This is a genomic window from uncultured Cetobacterium sp., assembly GCF_947039425.1.
Classification (GTDB): Bacteria; Fusobacteriota; Fusobacteriia; order Fusobacteriales; family Fusobacteriaceae; genus Cetobacterium_A.
Map to the genome: position 1 here is coordinate 1 of NZ_CAMQYW010000072.1, position 7,379 is coordinate 7,379.

8 protein-coding genes are annotated in these 7,379 nt (G+C 27.8%); 1 reads left to right on the forward strand and 7 read right to left on the reverse strand.

Annotated features, from left to right (window positions below; translation table 11 throughout):
• Positions 1-109 precede the first annotated feature (109 nt).
• From Q0V09_RS05445 to Q0V09_RS05455, 3 genes are read right to left on the reverse strand one after another with little or no spacing between them, the layout of a single operon-like run.
• Positions 110-970, reverse strand: a complete 861-nt coding sequence (locus Q0V09_RS05445; RefSeq protein ID WP_297487532.1) for a MurR/RpiR family transcriptional regulator — start codon at positions 968-970, stop codon at positions 110-112.
• Position 971: 1 nt separating this feature from the next.
• Positions 972-1,883, reverse strand: a complete 912-nt coding sequence (locus Q0V09_RS05450; protein ID WP_297487533.1) for a TIGR01212 family radical SAM protein — start codon at positions 1,881-1,883, stop codon at positions 972-974.
• Entirely contained in the window at positions 1,873-2,505 is a 633-nt protein-coding gene (locus tag Q0V09_RS05455; RefSeq protein WP_297407126.1) for an epoxyqueuosine reductase QueH, read from the reverse strand. The genes Q0V09_RS05450 and Q0V09_RS05455 overlap by 11 nt, the downstream gene beginning before the upstream one ends.
• 107 nt (positions 2,506-2,612) lie before the next feature.
• Between Q0V09_RS05455 and Q0V09_RS05460 the strand changes: the two genes are divergently transcribed.
• Positions 2,613-3,164, forward strand: coding sequence for a DJ-1 family glyoxalase III (locus Q0V09_RS05460; protein WP_297407128.1), 552 nt, complete (start codon positions 2,613-2,615; stop codon positions 3,162-3,164).
• A 27-nt stretch (positions 3,165-3,191) separates the two neighbouring features.
• On the opposite strand, the gene Q0V09_RS05465 is transcribed toward Q0V09_RS05460, so the two are convergent.
• The 4 genes from Q0V09_RS05465 to Q0V09_RS05480 all read right to left on the reverse strand — a co-directional run.
• On the reverse strand, positions 3,192-3,893 hold the full coding sequence (locus Q0V09_RS05465; protein ID WP_297407130.1) for an SIMPL domain-containing protein: 702 nt from the start codon (positions 3,891-3,893) through the stop codon (positions 3,192-3,194).
• Positions 3,894-3,956: 63 nt separating this feature from the next.
• The gene (locus tag Q0V09_RS05470) at positions 3,957-5,153 is read right to left on the reverse strand and encodes a radical SAM protein (protein ID WP_297487535.1); all 1,197 of its coding nucleotides are present in this window, start codon (positions 5,151-5,153) and stop codon (positions 3,957-3,959) included.
• Between the two features lie 24 nt (positions 5,154-5,177).
• Positions 5,178-6,146: a PTS transporter subunit IIC gene (locus Q0V09_RS05475; RefSeq protein WP_297487539.1), complete on the reverse strand. Its 969-nt coding sequence runs from the start codon at positions 6,144-6,146 to the stop codon at positions 5,178-5,180.
• A 110-nt stretch (positions 6,147-6,256) separates the two neighbouring features.
• On the reverse strand, positions 6,257-7,379 hold a 1,123-nt coding region (locus Q0V09_RS05480), incomplete at its 5' end, for an NAD(P)/FAD-dependent oxidoreductase (protein ID WP_297487537.1).

Consider the following 7,379-nt stretch of genomic DNA (forward strand, 5'->3'; position numbering starts at 1 on the left):
TCTCTCATAATATCACTCCCTTGAATTATTATGCTTACTCTTAAAAGTTACCATTAATTGCACTAAAAGTCAATATCTTTAGCTATATTTTGAATTTTTTTTTCAAAAGCTAATCCATCTTTATACTTTCTACATTTTTCAGTGCTGTTCCTATAAACTTATCTGCTCTTACTCTATTATTTTGAATTAATTTTACATATAGTATATCTATAACAGTTAATTGAGCCATTCTAGATGATAATGAAGTTGATCTAAAATTAGTTTTTTCAACAACAGTATTTAAACATATATCTCCAATACTTTTTATTGGATTTGATGCACATTTAGTTAAAGTTATAACTGTTGCTTTATTTTTTTTAAACTTTAAAAGTGTTTGATATATATCTAAAGTTTTTCCACTGTGAGATATAACAAATACAACATCTTTTTCAGATACAGTAGAAGCGTTTGCTAATTGTATATGCTGATCTGTATCACAAATAACTGACTTACCCAATTCCCAAAGTTTATACTGAAAATCTTTAGCTACTATTCCAGAAAAACCAGCTCCAAGTAAAAATATTCTATCAGCACTATCTATAATTTCCACTGCTTTCTCTAAATCACCAAAATCTAAAATTTTATAAGTATCCTCTATTGTCTTTACATTTTCATAAACTATTTTTTTAGATAACATATCTACACTATCATCAAAATTTATTCCATCATATATAATGTTTACTTCTTCGCTTTTTATAACTGTTGCAACATCAGCAGCTAAAGCTATTCTAAATTCTGGAAATCCTTTAAATCCTAATTTTTTTGAGAATCTGACTACTGATGCTTGACTTACTCCACATCTCGTAGCTAATTCGTAGGTATTTAAAATTTTAATCTCCTCTATATTATCTTCTAAATAGTTAGAGATCTTATTTTCATTTTTTGTAAAACTTTCTTTTAGTTCTTTTAATTTAATTAACGTTCCTCCCAATTTAATACTCCTCCCTTTTTTTTAACTCTTTCTCTATTTCATTTAAGACCTTTCTTTTATTCAAACTCCAAATTGGTTCTAAAACTTCATCTTTTTTCCCATCTCCAGTAACTCTATGTACAACCATTTTAGGAGGGAGAATTTTTAAAATATCAACAACAATATTTACATACTCTTCCAATGTAAAAATCTTAAACGGTTTAATTTTATATATAGCTTCCATCTTTGTCTCTTTTATAATATGAAGAGAGTGTATTTTTATTCCCCAAGCTCCAGACTCTACAATATCATTTGCTGTTTTAATAATACTCTCATTATCTTCATTTGGCAATCCAATTATCATATGAGTAACGAATTTTATATTTTTATCTTTTAAATTTTTAGATGCTTCCTTATATACAGAGTAAGGATATCCTCTATTAATTTTTTTAGCAACCTCTTCATTGCTGCTTTGTAATCCAAGTTCTATCCAAAGTAAATAATTATTATTTATTCTTTCTAGTAATTTTACAATATCTTCTTGTAAACAATCAGGTCTAGTACCAATAGCTAAGCCTAAAACTCTTGGATGTTTTAAAGCTTCATAATATATTTTCTCTAAATACTCCACATTGCCATATGTATTTGTAAAGTTTTGAAAATACGCAATAACTTTCCCCTCTCCTATTTTTTTACCTAAAAATAAAAGTTGTTCATCTATTTGCTCAGTTATACTTTTTATTTTATTTCCAGCAAATTCTCCACTTCCAGCATCACTACAGAATATACATCCGCCACTAGATATGCTTCCATCTCTATTTGGACAAGTAAATCCTCCATCTAAAGATACCTTATATATTTTTTCACCAATTGTTTCTTTAAAATAATCATTTAAAGAATAAAATCTTCTATTGTTTTCCTTTTTACTTTTCATTTAGTTTCTTTTTCTCCATTCTCTCTATTTTAGAATAGATACATCCGCAATAATCTTGTCTATAAAGATCATATTCTTTCGAAAGCTCCACACTTCTTAAGTATCTACTCTTCTTTTTAAAGTCACCTTTTAAAAATTTAATACCATATTTCTCTTCCAATTCAATTCCTATTTCATTAATCCACTGTGAATTTTTCAATGGACTAATACTTAGAACAGTTGAAAAATAATCAAAATTTAACTCTTTAGCTTTTTTTGCAGTGGCTTCCATTCTAAGTTTATAACACTCATAACATCTTTTTCCACCCTCATTTTCATTTTCTAACCCTTTGATTTTCTCAATAAAATCAGATTTAGGACTATATTCTCCCTCAATAATATCCATATTATAATTAAGTTCATTATTAAATGTATGCTGCTCATTTAATCTAATTTCATATTCATTTATTTCTGTTATATTGGGATTATAAAAATATATGGATATATTAAGATATTCTTTTAAATATTCAAGAATTGCACAACTACAAGGAGCACAACATGAGTGTATTAATAACTTTTTTTCACTATCTTTACCAATTGTATCTAATATTTTTTGCATTTCTAATTCGTAATTTATCTTCAATTTATCATTCCTTTTTTCATTATATATTTTAATTATAGCATATAAATTAGTGTTTTTTAAATTATTCTGTTATAATAGATATAAATTATTTAACAGGAGGTTTTTGTATGAATAACAAAGTTTTCTTTATGCTGGCAAATGGTTTTGAAATTGTAGAAGCAGTAGCACCTTTAGATGTACTAAGAAGAGTAGGTGTTGAAGTAATTACTGTATCTATCTCTGATAATATTGAAGTTGAATCTGCTCAAAAAGTAAAAATTATAGCAGATACTACTATTGAAAAGGTTAACTTTGGAGAGGGAGATGCAGTCATTTTACCTGGTGGATCACCTGGCTATATTAATCTTAGAGAGAATCAAATAGTGATTGATATTGTAAAAGAATATTTAGATAGTGATAAAATAGTTGGTGCTATATGTGGAGCTCCTACAGTTTTAGGTGTTAATAATCTGATTAATGATTATAAATTCACATGCCATTCAAGTGTAATTGATGAAATGAACAGTAATAATTATATAGATGAAGATATTGTTGAAGATAGAAACTTAATTACTGGAGTTGGAGCTGGAAGATCCTTAGATTTTGGATTTGCACTTGCTAAACGTTTTGTTTCTGACGATAAAATATATATGGTTAAAAGAGGAATGGAATTAGTTTAATTAAAAAAGGAGCGTATGCTCCTTTTTTTAATCTACTAAATAATATTCAATTGTACTTACAACTCTTACTTTTTTTATTTGAGGATTATGATTGTCTCTGTTATAGATAATAAATTGTCCTTGATTAGCTCTTTTAATTTTACCTAAAGAACTATTAGAATCTTTAGCAAATTTTTCTGCAACTTCCCTTGCATTTTTTGTAGCTTCTTCTATCATTTTAGGTTTTATTGAACTTAAATCTGAATATGTATAATTTATATTACCATTGTTATTTAAAGCTATATTCATCTTTACTAGTTCTCCTATTTTATTGCTTAGTTTATATATATTTTCAGTTTTATGAGAATATACAGTTATTACTTGAGTTGCTATATATCTAAATGGAATTTTAGTGTTATCATACTGATATAACATTTTATCCTCTATATTAGGAGAAGATAAAGTTATCTCATTTTTAGAAACTCCATTTTCCATTAAAAATTCATTTATTTTTTTATTATCTATTTCCACTTGATTATAAATATCTACTAAATTATTTCCAGTAACTTTAAATGAAATAGGCCAAACTACAGTATCAGACATAACCTCTTTTTCAGATAGACCTTTAACAACTACTGTTCTATCTAAGCTTTTCATATTTACTAAACTATTTCCTAAAGTGAATCCAAGAATACTTAATCCAATAAGAATACAAAGACCCAATGTTAAAAATTGATTTTTACCTTTCATTTTCTCCCTCCTACATTTTATAAAAATAAAAGAGAGATAACTCTCTCTTTTAAATAATTAGTATTAGCAATTTTCCTCTAGTAAGAAATCTTCATACATCTCTTCCTCTTCTTCAACTATAAGCATATCTATATTATCATAGTTGTTTTCTAATTTTAAATTTTCCGGTAACTCTTCCTCTTCAATAAATTTGAAGTTTTCATCTTTCAATGTACTTATAAAAATATGAGGTAAAAATCTATCAAATTCACTTATATAAGTAGTAAATCCAAAACCTTGTCCTTGTTTGTTATTTTTGTTTAACTCTCTTGAATATTTTGTGTGGTTTGAACAATCATGAACAACCATATTCCAATTTTCATCACAAGCTTGTTTCATTAATTTTAAAGTTATCTCTCTTGACCATAAAGGTGAAATATAACCTCTTCTAGCCATATACATTTTTTCTCCAACATAATTATTTATATTGTCCTCTCCAAAATGTAGTTCAGCACAGTTCATGAAATCAATTCCTGATGCTAAAATCTTATCTTTTTTGTTTTGAAAACTTTCGTAAAATTCAGGAGTCATTGGAGTTTCTATTCCAACCATAGGAATATACTCTTTTGCTATTTTCATATATTCAATAACTTCATCACTACATTTAACAGCACCTAAGTTAAATCTAAGTTCATCAAGTCCAGCTTCTCCTAATTTTTTTAAATTTTCTCTAGTGCATAAAGAACCGTTAGTATACATATGTTGGTATATTCCAACCTTATTTAATTTTTTTATAATTGAGTAATATTTTTCTATTTCTAAAAATGGTTCTAAGTATACATAAGCAACTCCACTTGGTTTCTTTTGTATAGATAAAAGTAAATCTATATCCTCTTCATAAAAAAGAGTTTCTCCAATTTCCCACATACCATCAGGTATAACTTCTTGATTATCTATATTATCATGATAATAACAGAATTTACATACTAAATTACACTTATGAGTTTTTCTTATTCCACCAAGTCCATCACCAAATAAGCATGATAAGCAACCTTTTGGGAAGTTTTCTTGTTTTCCTACAAAGAATGTTCTTCCTTTTAAATCTTTTAGTTCTTTAATCTCATTTTTCATATTGTTATGAGTTTTATTTACACTTAACTCTATTTGTCTTATTGTTGATTCAATTATACTACTATACTCTCTGAATACTTCAGTTTTATCTCCTGATAGAGAAGAAAGGTATTCAAACCATTCTAAGGCATCTTTTTTTGAAATTTTCATAATTTATTTACTCTCCATTTTCTATTAAATTTTCATATCACCATACTTTATAATCCCTTTTCTTCTAAAAAATTCTGAAATGATTAGAGATATAACTCCTGGCAAAATAATTGTCATTAAAATTATTATAATTGTTTTATCTTTACCCATTGTTTCAATAGCCATGATTTGTCCAACTAATCCACTAGTTCCCATTCCAGCTCCAACGCTATTATTTTCAATTTTAAAAATAACCGTACCTATCGGTCCTAATATAGCTGAAGTTATTATAGGAGGGAGAAATATTTTTGGATTTTTTATTATGTTTGGCATTTGAAGCATAGATGTTCCTAATCCCAAAGAAAACAATCCACTCATTTTATTCTCTCTGTAACTTGTTATTGCAAAGGCTACCATATGTACAGAACATCCAATGGTTGATGCTCCTGCGGCTAATCCATTTAAACCTAATGATATTGCTATGGCTGCACTACTTATAGGTAGTGTTAAAAAAATTCCCATTAATACTGATACTATTATTCCCATGTAAAAAGGTTCTAATGTTGTTGCTAAATTAATTATATTTCCAAACCATTTCATAAACTCTGAAATAGCAGGAGCTAACTTTATTCCAACTAATCCACCAACAATTATTGTACTAATGGGAATTACTATAACATTTACAGGAGTTTTATTTTCTACAAATTTAGAAATTTCCGCTCCTATAAGACTTGCTATCATAGCACCAACTGGTTCTCCTATTTTTAGAATAGCTGTAGTTCCATTAAATACAATAGAACCACTTCCTAAAAATCCACAAATCATAGATGAAAATATTCCTAGGGGAGAAGCTTTTAAAATATAAGCTACACCAGCTCCTATTGCTCCTCCCATACTATATTGAGCCACTTGCCCAAAATTAATTAACATATCTATTTTAAAAAGTGTTCCCAATTGCTTTAGGATAAGACCTATTATTAATGATGCAAATAAACCTAAAGCCATTCCATTCATAACTCTTACAAAATAATCCCTTGTATATATTAAAACTTTCCCCTTCAAAATTTTACCCCCTATATATTATATCTTATATTATATATGTTTACAAGTTTTGTATGAATTGATTATTTTTTAGTAAATGCTAAATCTACTATTTTCATGCCATCAATAGCTGCACTAATTATTCCTCCAGCATATCCTGCTCCCTCTCCTATTGGATAAAGGCCCTTAGTGTTTACTGATTCTCCAAGTTCATTTCTAGTTATTTTAACAGGTGCAGAAGTTCTAGTTTCTGGTGCTATTAAATTAGCATGTTCACTAATAAAATTTCTATTTGTTTTTTCCCAATGTCCCATAGCTAATTTCATATTGTTTGATATTACCTCTGGAAAAAGATTATTCAAATCATAGCTTTTCATTTCCATTTCATAACTTGAATCAATTTTTCTATTTGTTTTCTTGCCTTTTAGAAAATCAAGTGTATTTTGATATAAAGCTCCATAGTTTTCTACAAGTTCATATGTTTTCTTTTCTAACTTATCTTGAAAGTCCATACCTGAAAATATATCATTTCCAAATTCATTAGCTTTTACACCAACAACTAAGGCAGAGTTTGAAAATCTTCCATCTCTTGTTGAATAACTCATTCCGTTAACAAGGGTTCCACCATTTTCAGAGGCAGCATTTACTATAACTCCACCTGGACACATACAAAATGAAAATACACCTCTTTCTTCCTCTTTGTTGTTATAAGTTAAGCTATATGTTGCTGCTTCTAAATTTGGATGCTCATGCATATTCCCATACTGCATTTTATCTATATCAAGTCTTGGATGCTCTATTCTTGCACCAATAGCAAAAGGTTTACTTTCTAAAAACACTCCATTTTTATGAAGCATTTTATATGTATCTCTTGATGAGTGTCCAATTCCTAATAGAACATTATCAAATTTTTCAATAGTTTCATTTTGGAGAGGGGAAGAAAGATTTTTCACTTTTATTCCTGTTACTCTATTATTATTAATTAAAATATCTGTTACTAAACTATTAAAATGGAACTCTCCACCCATTTTAATGATTTTCTCTCTTAAATTTTTAACAACTACTTTTAAAATGTCAGTTCCTACATGAGGTTTATAGTCCCATAGAATCTCTTCTTGAGCTCCATTTTCTACAAGCTCCAAGAAGATATCATTCATATATCCACTTTTAACTCTTGTATTTAGTTTACCATCTGAATAAGTTCCT